General features: G+C 69.0%; 19 protein-coding genes and 2 pseudogenes. 11 read left to right on the top strand and 10 right to left on the bottom strand.

Features of this window, described 5'->3' with window-relative positions; all coding sequences use genetic code 11:
* Positions 1-231, bottom strand: a pseudogene (locus tag ACFOYX_RS36135) (hypothetical protein); the annotation flags it as partial.
* A 530-nt stretch (positions 232-761) separates the two neighbouring features.
* Between ACFOYX_RS36135 and ACFOYX_RS36130 the strand changes: the two are divergent.
* From ACFOYX_RS36130 to ACFOYX_RS36095, 8 genes and pseudogenes are all read left to right on the top strand, one after another.
* Positions 762-1601, top strand: a complete 840-nt coding sequence (locus ACFOYX_RS36130) for a helix-turn-helix domain-containing protein (protein ID WP_322442339.1) — start codon at positions 762-764, stop codon at positions 1599-1601.
* Positions 1602-1667: 66 nt separating this feature from the next.
* On the top strand, positions 1668-2249 hold the full coding sequence (locus tag ACFOYX_RS36125; protein WP_322442340.1) for a dihydrofolate reductase family protein: 582 nt from the start codon (positions 1668-1670) through the stop codon (positions 2247-2249).
* A 217-nt stretch (positions 2250-2466) separates the two neighbouring features.
* Positions 2467-3489: an IS21 family transposase gene (gene istA / locus ACFOYX_RS36120; RefSeq protein ID WP_322442341.1), complete on the top strand. Its 1023-nt coding sequence runs from the start codon at positions 2467-2469 to the stop codon at positions 3487-3489.
* 31 nt (positions 3490-3520) lie between these two features.
* Positions 3521-4968, top strand: a protein-coding gene (locus tag ACFOYX_RS36115; RefSeq protein WP_322442342.1) for an IS3 family transposase whose coding sequence is annotated in 2 segments (ribosomal slippage) — positions 3521-3893 and positions 3893-4968 — 1449 coding nt in all. Because the reading frame shifts where the segments join, the coding sequence is not laid out codon by codon here.
* 287 nt (positions 4969-5255) lie between these two features.
* A complete protein-coding gene (locus tag ACFOYX_RS36110; RefSeq protein WP_322442343.1) occupies positions 5256-5945 on the top strand; it encodes a DUF1062 domain-containing protein in 690 nt (229 codons plus the stop codon).
* Between the two features lie 23 nt (positions 5946-5968).
* Positions 5969-6860: pseudogene (locus ACFOYX_RS36105) on the top strand (IS982 family transposase).
* Between the two features lie 34 nt (positions 6861-6894).
* Positions 6895-7437, top strand: a complete 543-nt coding sequence (locus tag ACFOYX_RS36100) for a 2'-5' RNA ligase family protein (RefSeq protein WP_322442344.1) — start codon at positions 6895-6897, stop codon at positions 7435-7437.
* A 73-nt stretch (positions 7438-7510) separates the two neighbouring features.
* Positions 7511-7879 carry a hypothetical protein gene (locus tag ACFOYX_RS36095; protein ID WP_322442345.1) on the top strand — a complete coding sequence of 123 codons (369 nt, stop codon included), beginning with the start codon at positions 7511-7513 and terminating at the stop codon, positions 7877-7879.
* 228 nt (positions 7880-8107) lie between these two features.
* Here the strand turns inward: ACFOYX_RS36095 and ACFOYX_RS36090 are convergent, their stop codons facing one another.
* The 3 genes from ACFOYX_RS36090 to ACFOYX_RS36080 are packed head-to-tail and all read right to left on the bottom strand — an operon-like array spanning position 8108 to position 9392.
* Positions 8108-8551, bottom strand: coding sequence for an SRPBCC domain-containing protein (locus tag ACFOYX_RS36090; protein ID WP_322442346.1), 444 nt, complete (start codon positions 8549-8551; stop codon positions 8108-8110).
* Between the two features lie 32 nt (positions 8552-8583).
* Positions 8584-8934 (bottom strand): metalloregulator ArsR/SmtB family transcription factor, encoded by a 351-nt coding sequence (locus tag ACFOYX_RS36085; protein WP_322442347.1) that lies wholly within the window; start codon positions 8932-8934, stop codon positions 8584-8586.
* Complete coding sequence (locus ACFOYX_RS36080; RefSeq protein ID WP_322442348.1) at positions 8931-9392, bottom strand: SRPBCC family protein; 462 nt, start codon at positions 9390-9392, stop codon at positions 8931-8933. Before ACFOYX_RS36080 ends, ACFOYX_RS36085 begins: the two co-directional genes overlap by 4 nt.
* A gap of 614 nt (positions 9393-10006) precedes the next feature.
* Here ACFOYX_RS36080 and ACFOYX_RS36075 point away from each other — a divergent pair.
* The gene (locus ACFOYX_RS36075) at positions 10007-10747 is read left to right on the top strand and encodes a hypothetical protein (RefSeq protein ID WP_322442349.1); all 741 of its coding nucleotides are present in this window, start codon (positions 10007-10009) and stop codon (positions 10745-10747) included.
* On the opposite strand, the gene ACFOYX_RS36070 is transcribed toward ACFOYX_RS36075, so the two are convergent.
* From ACFOYX_RS36070 to ACFOYX_RS36055, 4 genes are all read right to left on the bottom strand, one after another.
* Positions 10677-11342 (bottom strand): nuclear transport factor 2 family protein, encoded by a 666-nt coding sequence (locus ACFOYX_RS36070; protein WP_322442350.1) that lies wholly within the window; start codon positions 11340-11342, stop codon positions 10677-10679. The two genes, ACFOYX_RS36075 and ACFOYX_RS36070, sit on opposite strands and share 71 nt — an antisense overlap.
* 319 nt (positions 11343-11661) lie before the next feature.
* Positions 11662-12876 (bottom strand): DUF6596 domain-containing protein, encoded by a 1215-nt coding sequence (locus tag ACFOYX_RS36065; RefSeq protein ID WP_322442351.1) that lies wholly within the window; start codon positions 12874-12876, stop codon positions 11662-11664.
* Complete coding sequence (locus tag ACFOYX_RS36060) at positions 12876-13280, bottom strand: YciI family protein (protein WP_322442352.1); 405 nt, start codon at positions 13278-13280, stop codon at positions 12876-12878. Before ACFOYX_RS36060 ends, ACFOYX_RS36065 begins: the two co-directional genes overlap by 1 nt.
* Positions 13281-13931: 651 nt before the next feature.
* On the bottom strand, positions 13932-14069 hold the full coding sequence (locus tag ACFOYX_RS36055) for a hypothetical protein (RefSeq protein WP_322442353.1): 138 nt from the start codon (positions 14067-14069) through the stop codon (positions 13932-13934).
* Positions 14070-14342: 273 nt separating this feature from the next.
* Here ACFOYX_RS36055 and ACFOYX_RS36050 point away from each other — a divergent pair, with 273 nt between their 5' ends.
* Positions 14343-14897, top strand: a complete 555-nt coding sequence (locus ACFOYX_RS36050) for a GNAT family protein (RefSeq protein ID WP_322442354.1) — start codon at positions 14343-14345, stop codon at positions 14895-14897.
* Positions 14894-15019, top strand: a complete 126-nt coding sequence (locus tag ACFOYX_RS36045) for a hypothetical protein (RefSeq protein WP_322442398.1) — start codon at positions 14894-14896, stop codon at positions 15017-15019. The genes ACFOYX_RS36050 and ACFOYX_RS36045 overlap by 4 nt, the downstream gene beginning before the upstream one ends.
* Positions 15020-15364: 345 nt before the next feature.
* On the opposite strand, the gene ACFOYX_RS36040 is transcribed toward ACFOYX_RS36045, so the two are convergent.
* On the bottom strand, positions 15365-16039 hold the full coding sequence (locus ACFOYX_RS36040; protein WP_322442355.1) for a response regulator transcription factor: 675 nt from the start codon (positions 16037-16039) through the stop codon (positions 15365-15367).
* A gap of 86 nt (positions 16040-16125) precedes the next feature.
* A complete protein-coding gene (locus ACFOYX_RS36035; RefSeq protein WP_322443878.1) occupies positions 16126-16404 on the bottom strand; it encodes a pyrophosphorylase in 279 nt (92 codons plus the stop codon).
* Positions 16405-16442: the final 38 nt, after the last annotated feature.

Below are 16442 nucleotides of genomic sequence, written 5' to 3'. Positions count from 1 at the left end.
AGTAGGGGAGGGTGTCGTGGCAGACGATGAACGTTCCCGTCGGCGGGTCTCGGTGACGAGGTCACGCAGCCGGCCGGCGGAGAGGTGCATCCGGTTGCCGGGGGCGAAGATGCAGGTGGCGCATTGCCGCGACAGCAGCCGCGACTTGCCGAGGACGGGGTCACCGACGCTGAGGGCGACCCTGGTGGTGGTGTCGACGGCCTCCCCGTCGGGCTCGGGCGTGGGTTGCATGACGTCTCCTTGTGCCGGTCGGCAGGGGCGCCGCGAGATGGCAACGCCCCTGCGTGGATGTCGGGGGTCGGTGTCGAGGGGTGGGTGAAGGGCCGACATCAGTCGGCCGAGCACCCGTCCGCGCCGCGCCCCCGGTGACTGGCTTCGTCCGTCAAACGTGACGTCAGTTGCTTGTGGATGTTGACGGCGGGGTGGTCTTGGCGAGGTCGTTGTTCGTGAACGGTGACGTCATCGCTGTGAGGTGCAAGGATGGGGGTCGGCCAAGTTACGCCGGAAACCGGCAACCAGTGATCTTGAGTTGAACTTGCCGCAGGTGAGGTGCTGGGGCGGCTCGGCCCTGACGTTGGCGGGCCGATCTGGCGATGTGTTGATCTTGCGATAGCTTCCCGCCGTTCTGATGGGGCGATCGTGAGGGCGGGCGGCGTTGAGTTCGATCGATCGGACTGCGTATCCCCGGTTCCCGCGGTTGATATCGGCGCGTGAGCTGCATGTGTTTTACACGCCGGCGGGGCGTCGGCGATGCTGTGGGCGTGGAGTACGTGTCCAGAGTGCCGCGACCGCCGCTCGACGGGCTGATCGACGACCTTTACTACCTGGAGGGTGCGCCGCCGTACGCCCGGCTGACGCTGCCGCCGATGCCGGCGGCGTTGCTCATCGTCAACCTCGGGGCGCCGTTCCGCATCCGCGCCGGCACCGACATCGAGACGGCCGAGTACGCCGACGGCTGCGTGGTCACCATGCCCACCCGCGCGTTGGAGTTCGGCTACCCACTCCGGACCCGGTCCGTCGGCGTGCACTTCAAGCCGTGGGGGCTGGCGCCGTTCCTGCCGATGCCCGCGGCCGAGCTGTGTGACCGGCCGGTGACGGTAGAGCAGGTTTGGGGCCGGCCCGCCATTGCTGAGCTGCGAGACCGGCTGGCCACGGCGGACGGACCGCACGAGATGCTGACGCTGCTCGAGGAGGAGCTGATGCGACGGCTGTGCGAGACCGCCGGCCTGGGGCTGGTCCGCCATACGAGCAGCGTCATCGCGGCGACCAGCGGGGCGGTGGCGATTGGCGACCTGAGCGTGGCAGCCGGTGTCAGCAGCACTCATCTGGCACAGCGGTTCAAGGAGCTCATCGGCGTCACGCCGAAGCGGCTGGCCCGCACCTACCGCTTCGCCGCCACCGTGTTCGCGATCAACCCCGCCGGACCGATCGACTGGGGCGACCTCGCCGGTGGCGCAGGCTACTTCGACCAGGCCCACTTCGGCCACGAGTTCCAGGCGTTCACCGGGCTCACGCCGACCAGGTACGTCGAAGTCCGGCGGCGGTTCCTGCGCGAACATCCCGGCCACGCGCTGGACGGCTGGCCGCTGCCGGCCGATTGATTTCTTACAAGAGTGACAGCTCACGACACGCTAATTTGGGGGCACCCCAAAGCAGAGGAGAGCCCCGTGGGCAAGGTGGTCATGTACAGCTCGGTGTCGGTGGACGGCTTCGTCGCGGACGAGAATGACCAGCCCGGACCGCTGTTCGACTGGTTGTCCAGCGGTGACGTCCCGTTGGACGAGAGCGGCGAGGTGAAGGTGTCGCAGACGTCCTACGACTACACCCGGCCGTACTGGGACCAGATCGGGGCGACAATCGTCGGCCGCCACGTCTTCGACATGACGGACGGCTGGGACGGGAAGCCTCCGGGCGGGATCGACCACGTGGTCGTCGTGACGCACCGGCCGGAGCCCGAGGGCTGGGAGCCCGAGGCGCCGTTTCACTTCGTCGACGGCGTCGAGGCAGCCGTGGCCAAGGCGCAGGAGCTTGCGGGTGACCGCATGGTCGAGGTCGCCGCTGGCGACGTCGGTGGCCAGGTGCTTGCCGCGGGCCTGATCGACGAGGTGCGCATGGACGTCGTGCCCGTCGTGTTCGGGTCCGGCAAGCGCTACTTCGGGTCGGTCCACGCGCAGCACCTGTTGGAGGATCCTGACGTGGTGATTCAGGGCAACCGGGTGCTTCACCTGCGCTATCGGGTGCGCCGTTGACCGATCTGAGCGGGTACGCGAAGAAGTCCACTGCGAACGGTGACACAAGCTCGGGCCTCCGGCTGCGTTTGCGCATCGCTGTCCCTGGTCGGGCAGCCGACGCCGATCCGCCCCAGCACGTCACCTGCGGCAAGTTCAACTCAAGATCACTGGTTGCCGGTTTCCGTCGTATCTTGGCCGACCCCAAGGATGAGCGGGCCCTGCGAGGGGGCCCGATATGCCGGACCTGTCCAAGGTGGAGCTGTATGCCGCGATCCGTCGGGATTCGCGGGCCGGGGTTTCTGGGCGCGGTCTGGAGCGCAAGTACCGGGTTGGCTGGCGCACTGTCCACAAGGCACTGAATGGTTCGTGGCCGGAGGCGCGTAAGAAGTACCCGCCGCGGCCTTCGAAGCTGGATCCGTTCAAGCCGGTGATCGACCAGATGCTGGTGACGGATCTGGACGCTCCCCGCAAGCAGCGGCACACCGTGACGTGGATCTACGCCCGGCTGATCGATGAGCATCAGATGAGCGACGTGTCGGATCAGGTCGTGCGGGCGTATGTGGCGCTGCGGCGACCGCAGATTCGGGTCGAGCACGGGCGGGAGCCGGTGAACGCGTTCATCGTGCAGTCGCACCTGCCCGGCATGGAGGCCGAGGTCGACTTCGGCGAGGTCGCGATCCGGCTCCGCGGCGAGCTGGTGACCTGTCACCTGTTCTGCCTGCGCATGTCGTATTCGGGCAAGGGCGTGCACCGGATCTCTGCCTCCGGCGGGCAGGAGGCGTTCTTCGAAGGCCACGCCCATGCGTTCAACGTGCTCGGCGGGGTGCCCGCGGGCAAGGTCCGCTACGACAACCTCAAGGCCGCCGTGGCCAAGGTGCTGGGGTTCAGCCGGCTGCGGGTGGAAAGCGACCGCTGGATCGCCCTGCGCTCGCACTTCGATCTGGAGGCGTTCTACTGTCAGCCGGGCCTGACCGGCGCACACGAGAAGGGCGGTGTCGAGGGCCAGATCGGCTGGTTCCGCCGCACGATGAGCCGACGCATCCGCTATGCCGCAGACCGCGCCACAGAGCGTGACCGTCTGCCACACGGGGCGCGGCGTCCGGACGTGCCGATGAGAGTGCGCCGTGCGGCGCTATTGCAGAGCCTCTGCCCCATGCCTGCACGGCAGGTTGGGGGGCGCCCGGAATACGGCAGAAGGGGCCGCGGGGGCGACCCTGGGTGTCAGGGTTGGGTGAGACCAGCGGTTCAGAGCAAGTAGCCCTCCCGGGGCGAGGATGGATCTTCTCTCGATGACGATTTCCAGCGCGCAACTGTCCGTCGGGCACGATGGGGCCATGACCAGTGAGGGACCTCGCGCAGATCGGCCACGGCGGCGTCGGTCGTTCACCCCGGCGGAGAAGCTGCGGCTGCTCGCCGAGTACGAGCAGGCCGTCGCCGAGGGTGACGGCAACGGCTATCTGCGCCGCAATGGGCTGTACTCGTCGTTGATGAGCGAGTGGCGCCGCGCCCGCGACGCCGGCCTGCTCGAGGGTAAGAAGCCCGGTCAGAGCGTCGGTAAGCCCAGCGGGGAGCAGGCCGAGATCGCCCGGCTGCGCCGCCAGTTGGAGCAGGCCAACCGCAAGATCGCCCGTACTGAGGCGGCGCTGGACATCATGGGAAATGCACACGCGCTCTTGGCCGAGATCTCCGAGAGCGCGGACACCGACACCAAGCCGACCAAGCCCTGACCGACGCCCACACGGCGCTGCTGGCCGCCCGGACGGCGACCCGGGACGCGGCCCGTCTGACGGGGATCTCCCGCAGCACCGCCCACCGACGGTCCCGGACCCTCAACAGGCGCCCGCCGGCGCCGCGGCCCGCACCGGCGAACCGGCTCAGCAACGCCGAACGCGCCCGCATCCTGGCCGTGCTCGACAGCGACCGGTTCGTCGACACCACCCCGACCGAGGCGTTCGCGACGCTCCTGGACGAAGGCGTGTACCTGGCCTCGGTCTCCACCCTCTACCGGATCCTGCACGCCGACGATCAGGTCGTCGATCGGCGCCGGCAGGCCCGACACCCCACCCGGGCACGCCCGGAGCTGACCGCCACCGGCCCAGGGCAGGTGTTCACCTGGGACATCACCAAACTGCCCGGCCCGACCAAGGGCGTGTACTACGACGCCTACGTCATGATCGACATCTGGTCGCGGTACATCGTCGGGCACCACGTCGCCGCCAGAGAGAGCGCCGAGATCGCCCACGACTTCATCACCGACGTCATCGCCACCCACGGCGTCCCGCACGTCGTGCACGCCGACCGCGGCACCTCCATGACCTCCAAACGCGTCGCGACGCTGCTGGCCGACCTCCGCGTCACCCGATCGCACTCCCGCCCGCGCGTGAGCAACGACAACCCATTCTCCGAAGCCGCGTTCAAGACCGTGAAGTACCACCCCACGTTCCCCGAACGCTTCGGGTCACTGGCCCACGCCCGCGCGTACTGCGACACGTTCTTCGGCTGGTACAACCACGAACACCACCACGCCGGCATCGGTCTGCACACCCCCGCCGACGTCCACTACGGCCACGCCACGACCCAACAAAAGCAACGCGAGCAGGCCCTCGACACCGCCTGGACCGCCCACCCCGAACGCTTCTCCAGCCGGCCCAGACCCAAAGCGCTGCAACTGCCCGACGCCGTCTGGATCAACCCGCCCGAACCGGCAACCGATCAACCACTACCCCAAGCGGCGTAACACCCACTGTCTCACCGGCCTTGACAAGTACCGCGATCGGCGCGTGGTCGACGCCCAGTTCGCCGACCCCGCCCCTCAGTACTCGGCACCAGGACAAAAGTGGGTGGCCTCGCCAGCCCGTCCCGCCCTACCTTGTAACTGGATCTTCTTCTCCGACCCACTCACGAGAGGACTTCACCCCGCGTGACGCCGCCTGCTCTTTAGACCTGACACCTTTCCCGTGCATCGGTCGCCGACGTCGCCGTCGGCTCTTTTCCCATGCCTTCCGTCAGGTCTTAAGAGAGATCATGTCTACGCGTCCTCATATCGTTTTGTCCTGGACCGTTCGGCGCACGCGCCTTCCCCTGCTCGCATTCCGCTGCGTCCACTGCCATTCCGGCCTCGCCAGCACCGGCGACGGGAAGTTCCGCGTCAGTGCCAACGGCAAACTCCTCGACATCTGGCTCCTGGTCGCCCGCGTTTCCTGCGACCCCACCAGCAAAATCACCGTTCACGATCGCGTTCCGGTCCGGTACCTGGATCCGATCCTTCTGCAGGGCTACTGCGGCAACTCCTCTGCCCTCGTCGCCCGCGTCCTTCTCGACCCGCTGATCGCCCGGCGCAACCGGTTCGCCCTGGAGTGGGACTCATGCTGGGAACCGCTCGCCCCGTCCCCTCCCGAAGGCCCCTGGCCCGTCCAGGTTTCGGTCATCTTCGACGAGCCCGTGCGCCCTTCGCCCCGAACGGCTCATCGCCCAGGGGCTGGGCATCAGCCGCGGAAAGATCGCTCGCCGCGTCAAGATCGACATTCCGCTGAACCGCAGAACTCACAGGGACTTCTCGCTCGTCCTGCTATGAGCCGCCGCCGTGGGCCTGAGCCGGGGCGAGAGGCAAGGTGGCCTTGCCCCGGGCCGCATCACGCGGCGCTCCGCGCGCGGTCGCTCATGACCGGGCGCGAACGAAGGTCAGGGCCGGCCCGATACCGGCGACGAAGGTGAACGCCCCGACTCCATCGTCGACCCTGACGGGGTCGGGCCACGGATCGGGGGTTGAGACTGCACTGTACGTGAAGATCGACGACTGGCTGGGGCAGGCCCGCAGGGCCGGTCGGCCACCGAAGCTGTCAGACGCCGAGCTGTTGACCCTCGCGGTGGCCCAGGTGCTGCTCGGGATCCGGTCCGAGGCCCGCTGGCTGCGGTTCGTTCCCGCGCATTTGCCCGGGGCGTTTCCCTATCTGCCGGGCCAGTCCGGCTACAACAAGCGCCTACGAGCCGCCCTGCCGCTGCTCAAGCGGGCGATCCAGGCGGTAGCTGCGGACACCGACCTGTGGACCGACTCCGCCTGGGTGGTCGACTCCACCCCGGTCGAGTGCGGCCGGTCCCGGCCCACCGCGCGCCGCTCACGGTTAGCGGGATGGGCCAGCTACGGCTACTGCCCGTCGCACTCGCGCTGGTTCTGGGGCCTGCGGCTACACCTGATCTGCACCCCGGCCGGCCTGCCGGTCGCCTGGGCCCTGGCCAGCCCCAAGGTCGACGAACGGCAGGTGTTGACCGCAATCCTCGAACACGACCCGGAACTCCTGGCCGAACGCCCCGGTCATCGCGGACAAAGGCTACGTGTCCGGTGAACTGGACCGCTGGCTGGCCGAACGCGGAGTGCGGCTGCTGCGACCGTCCTACCGCAACCGCACCCCACGACCCGGCGAGCACCTGCTCAAGCCGATCCGGCAACTCATCGAATCAGTCAACGACACCCTCAAGGGCCAACTCGACCTCAAGCTCCACGGCGGCCGCAGCATCGAAGGCGTCGCCGCCCGCGTCGCGCAACGACTCCTGGCCATGACCGCCGCCATCTGGCACAACCGGACCACCGGACAACCCCTGACCAGGCCCTTGATCGCCTACGACCACTGATCAGGATTAGGACTTACTCGTCTAGGCTCGTGCCATGGGTCCGGTACTCCGTCGAAGTGCCCTAGTCCTCGAGGTCCCCGAGGCGGAAGCGGCAGTGGGACGCCACCGTGATGTCCTCGACGGCAGCGCCAGGTTAGGGGTCCCGGCACATGTCACCGTGCTGTTTCCGTTTGTGCCTCCAGCTCAGATCGACCCGGTGGTCGTAGCTGAGCTGCAACGGATCCTCGCCGGTACCGCAGCGTTCGACTTTCGGCTGACCCGCACCGCATGGTTTGGCGACGAGGTTCTGTGGCTCGCGCCAGAGGATCCCCAGCCGTTCCGGATCCTCACCGAGCTCGTGCACACAGCCTTCCCGGCTTTCCCGCCGTACGAGGGGCAGTTTGACGACGTCGTGCCTCACCTGACGGTGGCTGATGGCTGCGACCTGGCGGACATGCAAGCTGCAGAACGGGCCCTCGAACAGCATTTGCCGTTCTGGGGACGTGCCCGGAAGGTGACGCTCATGGTTCAGACCGATGACAGCGGCACTTGGACCAGGCATACCACCTTCCCGTTGGCTGAGCCGGGCAGGAGTTGAACGTCCTCTCTTGCCGCAGGTCGTGCTTCACGCCTAGTAATGGTGGTCGCGCCGGCTCAACGTCCGGTCGTGCATGCACCGGATCCTGAACAGCGGCGAAGACCCGATGGACGTGCTCGAAGAGTTGACGTGGGCATTGAGCGAGCCGCCGCTCTTCGAGGACCTGTGGTGCGCCAGCGCGTTGTACTGCAACTTCGGCCTGTTGTCCGACATCGTGGACGCCTACCCCGTCGACTACGGGGCGAACGCCGAGATGATCGCCGGCCGGGAGATTCGCGACGCCGCCCGGGAGTGGCTCAGCATGCCCCACACCGTCGAGGGCATGGAACAATACCTGGTCCGGTGGAATGCCAGGCTTCAAGCCCTACCAGCGGCCTACGGAGGGCGGCTAGTCCTAGGTAGGCCGGGACAAGCGGCCGGTCCGCCACCGTCGAACGACTGAACCAGCCAGCCCGCCGGCGACGAGGCCGACCGTGACCACGCCGACGACCCCGCCGCGGCGGGCGCGACGGGGTCGTACCGAAGCAAGGGTGGCGTGCCGGCCAGCAGTGCAGCCAAAGCGCCGACTCCCAGTCAGCCAGGACGGCAATGCCGGCCAGGGAACGGCTCCGGTACCAACGGTGCTGCCGGAACCTCGGGCGACGCCGGACAGGGCTGACCTCCCGCCGGCTCAGTGCCAGTCGCTGATCTGCACGTCCCGCGGCGCCGGCGCGCCCTCGCCGGTCTCCACCAGCGACTTCAGGCTCATCAGGAACGAGCCCCACTTGGTGCTGCAGTGGTGCATGAACTCCACCGGCTCCTTCCAGCCCTGGTGCTTGAACAGCACGATCGTGTAGTCGCCGTCCTGGCGGAGGTCCCAGTCGATCGTGGTCCCGATCCACTCCTCGGGGCCGTCGACCACCCGCCACGCCACCCGCTCGGACGGCCGTAGCTCGACGACCTCCATGTCGAAGCCACCGACCGGGAACCGGAACTCGAGGACGCCGCCGACGTCGCCACTCCCCTTCGTGTCGTCGGTCCACCAGCCGGCGAGGCCCTCGACGGTCGTCAGCGCGTCGTACACCTTCTCCGGCGTCCGGGTCTTGACCCCGACCCTGTGCAGAATGTCCACCATCTCGACTCTCCTTGATCTCGTCAGTCTCGTTGTCAGTCCTGTTGGGTGCGCTGGATCGCCTCGGCGATCCGCTTGATCCGCTGCAGCCGGGCATCCCACGCCGAGCCGACCGACGACAGCTGGGCCACCGCGCGGGCGAGCTGGGCGTCGTCCACCCGGTACCGCTTCTCCCGGCCCGCCGGCGTCGCCCGGACCAGGCCGACCCGGTCGAGGACGCCGAGGTGCTTGGCCACCGCCTGACGGGTGACCGGCATCTGCTGACTCAGCGTGGTCGCGGTGCCGTGGCCCTCGATGAGCAGCAGGTCGAGCATCCGGCGCCGGGTCGGGTCCCCGATCGCGGACCAGAGGTCGTCGTCGACCTTCTCGGCCACCGCTGTGCTCATGGCCGCACCTGCAGCGTCGCGACGTACGGCGCCAGCCGCGGCAGATAGAAGTCCCAGCCGGTGACGTGCTCCTGGTACTGCTGCTCCAGGACGGCGACCTCCCAGCCCATCTCGCGGAAGCCGGTCTCGGTCATCTTGAGCAGCGTCCCGCCGCCGGACGGGGTCAGGTCGAAGGTGACCAGCAGCGAGTTGCCCTCGGCCGCGACCTCGTCGGCCGGGTGCGTCCACCGAAACGAGAACGTCCGCGGCGGTCGCGCGTCGACGACGGTGAACGGCACCACTGCGCCGCCGGCGTCGCGGTCGCCGAAGACGATCTCCCCCGCCGACCCGGGCGTCGGGTCGTACCGGGCATCGTCTGGCCACCACTGCTTGAGGTGGTCGGGACTGCTCACCACCTCGAAGACGATCTCGGGCGAAGCCTCGACGTAGATCTCGCGCTCGATGGTTCCGAACTCCATGACACCCTCCCGCAACGTTTGGTTGCGCATGACGGTACCCGGAAGGTCGGCGTCGCGCAACCATCAGTTGCACTTTGGAGACGACAACCCGACTCGGTCCGATAGCTGGCCAACATGAGCACGCCCGGTCCACGTCCTTCACGGCCGAGATCACGTGCACTGATCTGGCCGCTGTCCGCGCGTTGGTAGCGCCTGGCGCCGTGCGCTGTCATGCCGATGAGCGCATGTTGCGAAGTCGCCGCTTGTCGAGGAGAAGTCGGGTGGGCCAAGGCGTGATCTTCGGCTGAGGGTGAAGTCGCAGCGGGTTGCACGATGGTGACCTGAACGAAGGCCGGCGGGCCCACCGTCACCCGGCCGCTCAGTCGTCGGCCGGCGGGAACGGGCGGGTCCCTGCCGGCGTGGCCGGCCATCGATCGCAGCGCAACGCGCGGCGGCGTCAACCGCGTCGCCCGCCGGATCACAAACCGCGGCGAGGACAGCGGCATCCTCGATGGCTTGGTTCGCGCCCTGACCCAGGTGCGGGGCCATCGCGTGCCGTGTACGTCGAGCGTCGTACGGACCCTGCCGCTTCCGGTCGGATGTGTTGCGCCGGCCCAGGGCCTAGCGTCGCCGGTATGGAGCTCTCTCGTACGCCGGCCCGGTGGGTCGGAGGCCTCGGCGTGGCCTGGGTCGTCATTTTCCTGGGCAGCGTGGGTGGTCTGCAGGGTGAACCGCCGGCGTCCGACGCGCCGCTGGCAGAACTCCGCGACTTCTTCGCGGACAACGGCACCCGTTACCTGGTCGGGGACTTCCTCGCCGGTACGGCCTTCATGCTGCTCTTCATTCCGTTCATCGTGTTCCTGCCGCGGGGGCTCGGGATCGCGGAGTCGGCCTGGTCGCGGATGGCGGCCGTGGGTGCCGCGGCGCTGGTGGCCGTCGGCGGCATGGCCACCTCTTTCCTCGACGCCGTCGCGATCGTCAAGGGCGACCCGCGCATCGACGACGGGGCGCTGACCGCGCTCCTGCAGGCCAACAGCGCAGGCATCGCGCTGATCGGCCTGCCCGCCGCGCTGGTTACGCTCTCGATCGCCGGGATGCTGCAGACGCCGGGTGCCCTGTGGACTGCCGGGCGGCCGACCGGCGTGCTCCGGGCCACCGCGATTCTCGGCTGGATCGCCACGGTGCTGCTCGTCGTGGGCGCCGCCTTCCCGATCGACGACAACCCGCGCGGCCCACTATGGACGGTGCGGTTCTCGAGCTTTGTCGGATTGGCGCTGCTCGTGCTCGTCACGTCGATCCTCGTCCTCACCCGCCGGCCCGACGCGCCCGCCATTGCCGCCGGCCGTTCCGGCGCGGCGGTCGGTGCGCGCGACTGACCATGGAGAAAGCCAAGACCGGCGGTACCCCGTGAGGTGCGCCGCCGGTCGTCGTCGCCAGGTCATTGACTCCTGGACTACCTTGGCTCGACGCGGTCTGGGTCGGCGAGCGTACGAGCCGTCGCTCGCCGAGACGGGTGATGACCGCCAGCGGCCTGGTCGCCAGGTTGACGACTCGGGCGAGCCCCGGACGGCCCTGTCGCTGAAGTAGCCGAGGGCCGATGTCGGCCATGACTGCGGCAAGACCGGGCATCGGGCGACCGAACAGGGTCATTTCACGGATCAGGCCAGCCGGGTCGAGCCGCAGGAGCTGAGCTTCCTCGATCTCCTCCCGGCCGGCAAGAGCGTGGTAGAACAGCGCACGGGTGTCACCGGCACCGACCGCCGTATGGAAGCGGATGCCGCTGATGACGTCGAACGCGGCGCCCAGCATCTCAGCGACCTGATCCCGGCCGCGGAAGCGGAACTGTGCGGTCAGCGGTGAAATCACTTCCACGTCGTCCGCCAGACATCGAGCGGCCGCCGCCGCGTCACCGCTCTCGCCGGCGGCCTGCCATGCTGCGATCGTCTCGTCGTACGGTGCGGCCTCGCTCATGGCGTCCACCGTAGCCTCTCGCGTCGCGATCGTCGGGTGGCTGATTCCGACCCCAGAGTTTGTGCTGGCCATCGAGTGAGGCGTGGGTCGTCGACGACGACCTATGGGATCTGATCGAGGTCTACGCGCCGACCGTGGGCGAGTTTCTCACCGGGTTCGCCGCGCTCCCGCCGTCCGCGTTCGGGGATTCGGCCGACGTGGCCGACGCGATCGTCGCGGGCGCCGGCATGGCGGAGCCGCCGCTGCGTTTGGCCGGCGGGCCGACGCGATCGACGGCATCCGGGCCGCGCTCGAATCCCGGCTGGCCGAGTTGGAGAAGTCAGCCCAGCGCGGCCGCCTTGCGCAGCAGCACCGAGCGTTCGCGCTGGTTGGCGCACAGCCGGGCCGCCAGCTCCAGCTCGGCGCGCGCCTCCGGTCGCCGGCCGAGGCGGGCCAGCAGCTCCCCGCGTACGGTCGGAACCAAATGCGAACCGGGGAGCCGGTCCAAGGCGATCAGCTCGTCCACGATGGCCAGGGCCTGCGCCGGACCCGAGGCCATGGCCACGGCGACGGCCCGATTGAGCTCGACCACCGGCGAGGGCGCGACCCGGCCGAGCGCCTCGTAGAGCACCACGATCCGGTCCCAGTCGGTCGCCTCCACCGACGGCGCCGACGCGTGGGCGGCGGCGATCGCGGCCTGCAGGCCGTAGGGGCCGAGGCCGCGAGTCGATGCCTTGACCAGCGCGGCCAGCCCACGGCGAATCGCCGCTAAGTCCCACCGCCGCCGGTCCTGGTCCTCTAGCAGGACCGGCGAACCGTCCGGGCCGGTCCGGGCCGGGAAGCGCGCGGCCGTCAGCTCGCACAACGCCAGCAGGCCGTGCACCTCCGGCTCGTCCGGCTGCAGCGCGGCCAGCGTGCGGGCCAGCCGGATCGCTTCGTACGCGACGTCGGGGCGCAGCAGCCGGTCGCCCGACGTGGCCGTCGACCCCTCGGTGAAGATCACGTAGAGGACGCTGAGCACGGCGCCCAGCCGCTCCCGGCGCTCGCCGGCCGCCGGCAGCTCGAACGGCACCCCGGCCGCCGCGATCGTCTTCTTGCCCCGGGTGATGCGGGCCTGCACGGTCGGCACAGGCACGAGAAACGCGCGGGCGATCTCCTCGCTGGACAGGCCGCCGACCACGCGCAGGGTCAGCGCCACCCGGGCCTCGCGGGAGAGCACCGGGTGGCAGCTGACGAACATCAGCGCCAGGACGTCGTCGTCGATCCTGTCGAGGTCGATTTCGTCGTCGACCGCCGGGCCGGCCGCCAGCAGGGCGTACCGGTCCTGCAGGGCGGTCCGGCGGCGGATCGCGTCGATCGCCCGCCGCCGGGCCGTGGCCATCAGCCAGCCGGCCGGATTGGCCGGAGCGGCAAGCGGCCACGACACCAGCGCCTCAGCCACCGCCTCCTGGGCCGCATCCTCGGCCAGCCCGAAATCGCCGGTGAACCGGGTCAGCGCGGCGACGATCCGCGCCGACTCGATCCGCCAGACGGCCTCGACGTCGGCCGTACCCATCAGATCTGGCCGCTGCCCTCGCGCAAGGCCCCTTCCTTGACGAACTTCCCGTTGTCCTGCGGGACCTCGTCCTCCCCGGGCACGCGCCGGATCTCGATCTTGGACCCGGGGACCGACGGGACCCGCTTGGCCCACTCGACCGCCTCCTGTTTCGAGGCGACATCGAGCAGGAAGAAGCCCCCGAACAATTCCTTGGTTTCTCCGTACGGCCCGTCCGTGACCACCGGGGCCTCGTCGCTGAAGTGCACCACGACGCCCTGGCCCGGATCGTCCAGCCCTTCGGCCGCGACGTAAACGCCGGCCTTGGCCGTCTCCTCGATGAACAGGCGGGTCGCGGCCATCATCTCGTCGACGTTGGCCATCATGGCCGCGTTCGTCTCATCGGTGCCCCGCATGATCAGCATGTACTGCGGCATCGCGTTCTCCTCATCCGGCGGGGCCGCCTCTCGGCCCTCGCACCCCCACGTCGAACGAGCGGGCCGCGGATCGACACGGCCCCGGAGAAATCTCTCGCCGCGACGCAGCCGATCCCTCCGACCCGCGTTTCGCCCGTCAGACCGGCCCGTGAGCGATGGCTGACGCGGACGCCCTGCTGCTCAGAAAGCTTATCGTCGCAGCTTTCGAAGGCGGCGACGCTCACACGGATCTGGGGAAAGCATTCGGGACGCGCTCAGTGATTTCTTTCCGCCACCTGGCTGAAGAGAGGGCGACGGGAATCTTCAGCGGCGTTTCGCCCGCGGCGCACTCTCTTGCCGCAGTGAGCGCGCACGTCGTGGTGCCCAGTCCGCGTGGCAGTCACTCAGCGTTGCGTCTACTGCAGCTCGGCCCGAGCCTGGCGTCTACCCATCAGTTCTGGAATCGACGCCGCATCTACCTCGCGTGAGACCAACTCGTACCCGGCAGGGAGCATCCCTACGGTGCCGGATACCGCCGACTGGAACGGGTGGCCTCCCTCGCCACAGGCGAGGGAGGCCACCAAGTGATCACCGTCTGATTAGGCTTCTGCGGCGAGTGGATGGTCCTCGCCGGTCAGGCCGGCCAAAGCAACCGCGACCTCATGCAGACTTGCCCGCACATAGGTGGCGGTCGAGCCAGCCGCCCGACAGTAGTTGCGACGCATGGTCGCGGTGGTACGGGCGGACTGTTCCAACCACCAGGTCGAGCGCGAGCAGTCCCAAGATCACGGCGATCATCAGGGCCCCGCCCGGTGCGGTGACCCGCTCACCATTGCTGGCGCTCCTCAGTGGTCGGGCCGGTGCGGCCCCACGGTCACCGGCGGAGTGCGGCCGGACGCGCGGGACTTCCTCGCCGGGTACTGGCTTCTGGTCGTGGCGTCGGAGGAGCGGGCGCTCGAGATCGCGGCACTCGTCTCAGTCACGCCCGGCCCCGGTGGGGTACCGGTCGACCAACCCGTCGAGGTGCACCCCCGTCCTGCCGCCGCCGTCATCCGGCTACTATCGCCCGTTATGACGGACGGGGGAGAGGTCCGGCTGCGGCCGGTCGTCGAGGCGGACCTGGAGATGTTCCGACGGTTCCTGACCGAGCCGTTCCTCCTCGGGCTGGACTGGGCCGGGTTCAAGGATGCGCAGCAGCCGGCCCGTCGGTTCGCCCAGGACGGGTACCTCGGCGAGGAGAACGGCCGGCTCATCGTCGACGTGCAGGGACAGGCCTGCGGGCTCGTGAGCTACCTGCAGGGGCTCTACGGCGGCATGGCCAAATACTGGGAGATCGGCATCGCGCTGCTGCCGGAGTGGCGCGGCAAGGGCATCGGCTGGCGGGCACAGGCGCTGCTGACCGACTACCTGTTCAGCCACAGCCCGGCGCAGCGCGTCCAGGCCGGTACCCACGCCGAGAACGCCGCCGAGCAGACGTCCTTGGTAAAGGCCGGCTTCCAGTTCGAGGGCGTGGTGCGGGCGTGCGAGTTCCGGGCCGGGGCGTGGCGCGACGGGTACCTCTACAGTCGGCTGCGCGACGACCCAGCGCCCGCGGTCACGCCGCTGCCCAGTCACGCAGCAGTGTGACCAGCGCGAACGTTCTGCTCGACGACGTGCGCTGGGCGGCGGTCACCCGCGAGCTTGTCGTGGGGCTGGCCCGGGGCCGGTACTGCGGCGCGTCGGGCGTCCGGGCGCAATCCCGGGCGTGACAGCGCGGTCTCGCCGGTACTCGTTTCCAGGCCGGGACCTCCGCACCCACGTGCGCTTCACGGCCACGGAGTATGCCGAGCTGGCCGCGGCGGCTGCGTCGTTGAGCTATGCCGCGGTCGTGTTCCTGGGCCCGCGCGTCGCGGCACCCGTGGGTGGCCGCGATGCAACCGCGAGTCCGCCGGCAGACGTAAGCGAGGCGCCACCCGCCACGGCAACCCATACCTGTGCGGGTTGCTCGTCGAGGCCACCTGGGCCGCCTCCCGCACCTCCACCCGCCCGGTTCCGTCGCCTCCACCGCCGCTTCGGCAAGGCCGGCGGCAAGAAAGCCGCCGTCGCAGGAGACCTCAGATACGCACGACTCGGCCGGGTCTCACCAAGCCGGTCTCGTAGCCCAGCACGACCGCCTGCGCGCGGCTGGTCAGGTTCAGCTTGGCCATCGTCCGGTTGAGGTGGGTTTTCACGGTTGCCTCGCTGACCACCAGCCGGTCCGCGATCTCGCTGTTGGAAAGACCCATGCTGACCAGCCGTAGCACCTCCAACTCTCGGACGGTGAGCACGTCGAGGTCGGCGTGGTTCGGTCCGACCGCGTCCGGCTGGTCGGTGTACGCCTCAACCAGCCGGCGGGTGACCGTCGGTGCGAACAGCATGTCACCGTCGGCGATCAGCTGAATTGCCGGCAACAGCCGCTCCGGTGGAGTGTCCTTGAGCAGGAAACCGGAGGCACCCACGCGTAGCGCCTCGTAGACGTATTCGTCCAGGTCGAACGTGGTCAGCACCAGTATCCGTGGCGGGTCGACCGGCGCGCCGTCGAGAATGCGGCAGGTCGCCGTGATCCCGTCCAGGTCCGGCATCCGGATGTCCATCAGGACCACGTCGGGTCCGGTAACCGCTGCGAGCGCCACGGCCTCGTCGCCGTTCGATGCCTCCCCGACGACCTCGAAACCCGGAGCCGCCCGGATCAGCGCGGCCAGACCCGCACGAATGAGGACCTGGTCGTCAACGACGAGTACCCGTATCACGCACGCTCCCGTACACGCATGTTGTGCCGAGGTGGTGCGGCCGCCCGTCGGCGGCCGCACCACCGCCCCCCGAGGAGGTTCGCCGGTCACGCCCCGCCGGCGTGCGAGATGTTGGTGAGGATCTTCTGTACGGACTGCTGCAGCTGCGCCAGCGAGTTCTTCATCTTCTCCAGGTCCGCTTTGGCCTGCGGCCACACCTCGCCGCGGAACTTCTGCGCCAGCGGCCCGTCCCAGTTGTTCGGGTCGCTCATCTGCTGCCCCGTGCTGTTGAGCTGGTTGATGAGCTGCGGCATCTGGTTGTTGATGATGCTCAGCATCTTTTGCGCGTCCTGATGTGCGAGGTCCGTTACCTTAACGGTGGCCATGTTGCTTTCCTTTCGTTGTGGGTCGAACGATCGTGCCG

This window comes from Micromonospora sp. GCM10011541 (assembly GCF_042650725.1).
Taxonomy (GTDB): Bacteria; Actinomycetota; Actinomycetes; order Mycobacteriales; family Micromonosporaceae; genus Micromonospora; species Micromonospora sicca.
The sequence above is the reverse complement of the archived record's forward strand: the minus strand, read 5'-3'. Positions and strand labels throughout refer to the sequence as shown.